Here is a 2,134-nt window from a genome sequence, read left to right as displayed (position 1 = left end):
TCAGCATCCAGGCCGACCGCCTCGACAACCTGGGCAGCGCCCCCGAGATCGAACAAGTGGCAATCAGCGCCAGCACTGCCGGTGCCGATGGCAAAGCTGGGAAGACCGTCTGTGGCGCGGGTTTCGAAGGCAACACACTGTGCGCACCCGACAACAGCACCGGCTGGATGCGCAAGCATGGCCTGCGTGGCGTGAGTGACGCCGACTGGCAAGCCTTCATCGACCAATTCCCGATCACCAAGACCCTGTCGGATGCCCCCTCCGAGGTGGCAGGCCCGAACACCGGCTCGACCTGGGCCGCGCCGTGGAATGACGACGGCCATGAGACAGAAGAACTATGGCGCTTCCTGAGTGCCAGCGGCTACCGCGAGCAGCTCAAGGCAGGCTCTGCCGCACGGCCAGGACAGATCCTGGCGGGACGCGACATCAAACTGGATGGCAACGCCCTGCACAACCAATACGCCACCATCTCGGCAGGCAATGACATCGAGCTGACCGGCGGCTCCTTCCATAACGAAGGGCGCGAACTGAAACAAGTCGTCGACCTGCGCTATGAGCAATGGAAAGACCCGAACGGCCTGCTGTACAGCAAGCAACACCACGACGAACGCACCATCGGCGCCGTCGGTGCCCTGGTCAGCGCAGGCCACACCATTCGCGGTAACCTGGCGGGCAGCCTGATCAACGGCGCCGAAACAGGTCGCAGCCCCAGCATCGTCAGCCGTCGCGACGCCGCCACTCCAGGTGGCCCGGCCAACGTGCACAGCGGCATCCCGACCCTGGGCCAACCGGCCCCATTCGTACCGGTCAACCTGGGGCACGGCATCGTGCTGGATGGCGCCGAGCTGCGCATCGACGTTGCCAGCCTGCCCACTAGCGGCCTGTTCATCGCCCACATCGGTGACCAGCTGAGTGGCACCACCCCGCTGAGCACCAGCGCGGGCACCCTCAGCATCAGCCCAGGCCAGACCAGCAGCGGCCCGCTGTCCGGGTCAAACCACTCCGTAGCGACGGGCCCCGCGCTGACCACTGGCGTGACCGCCAACCAGTCCGGCCCGCTGCCTGGCTCAAGCCGCTCCGTGGCAACTGGCCCTGCGCTGACCACTGGCGTGACCACCAACCAGTCCGGCCCGCTGCCTGGCTCAAACCGCCCGGTGGAAACCGGCCCTGCGCTGACCACCGGCCCTGCCACTGCCCAACCCGTAGCAGGCGCAGAACCCATCCAGCTGGCCAGCCCCACCCCGGCCCAACCGGACACCCCACCCCGAGTGGCGATCCCATCGAGCCAGCCAGCGGCCCCGGTACCGAGCGCCCCTGGCCACCGCTACCTGATCGAGACCAACCCACAATTCACCGATGGCCGTCGCTTCCTGAGCAGCGACTACATGCTGGAACGACTTGGCCTGACACCGGACTGGACCCACAAACGACTGGGTGACGGCTTCTTCGAACAACGGCTCCTGACCCAACAACTGCTGCAACGCACCGGACGGCAACTGCTGGCGGGTCAGACCGACCGGGAAAGCCAATTCCGCGCCCTGATGGAACAAGGCGTGCGCGTGGCCCGGCAATTCGACCTGCAAGCAGGCGTCCGCCTCAGCGCCGCGCAGATGGCCGCGCTGACCGAAGACATGATCTGGCTGGAAGCGCGCCAACTCACCCTGGCCGATGGCCGCACCGACACCGTCCTGGTGCCACAACTGTACCTGGCGCACGGCGAACGGATGCGCCTGAACCAGGACGGCGCCCTGATGCTGGCGGACAACATCGACCTCAGCGCAGGGCGCATCGTCAACGCCGGCGCCATGGAAGCACGCGACCGACTGAGCCTGACCGCCCGCGACAGCCTCGCCAACCTGGGGGGTGACCTGCGCGGCAAACAACTCGACCTGTATTCAGGAGGGGACCTGCTCAACCAGAGCGGACTGATCCAAGGAGACCAGCTCCGCCTGCAAGCCGGAGGCGACATCCGGCTGGACAGCCAACGGCAACGCCTCCATACCGATGCGGGGTTCCAGGACGTACTGGGCCGGATCGGACAACTGGACGCCAGCCAAAGCCTGAGCCTCTTGGCCGGGCACGACCTGGACATCCTGGGCAGCGACCTGAACGCAGGCCAAAGCCTGAGCCTGGG

General features: G+C 66.6%; 1 protein-coding gene. It reads left to right on the top strand.

Going from position 1 to position 2,134, the window contains the following annotated elements; genetic code table 11:
- The coding region (locus HNQ59_RS19275) for a hemagglutinin repeat-containing protein (protein WP_221320300.1) at positions 1 to 2,134 on the top strand (2,134 nt) is incomplete at both ends.

Source organism: Chitinivorax tropicus, assembly GCF_014202905.1.
Lineage (GTDB): Bacteria > Pseudomonadota > Gammaproteobacteria > Burkholderiales > SCOH01 > Chitinivorax > Chitinivorax tropicus.
Note: the sequence above shows the minus strand (reverse complement) of the source record. Positions and strands in the feature narration are given on the sequence as shown.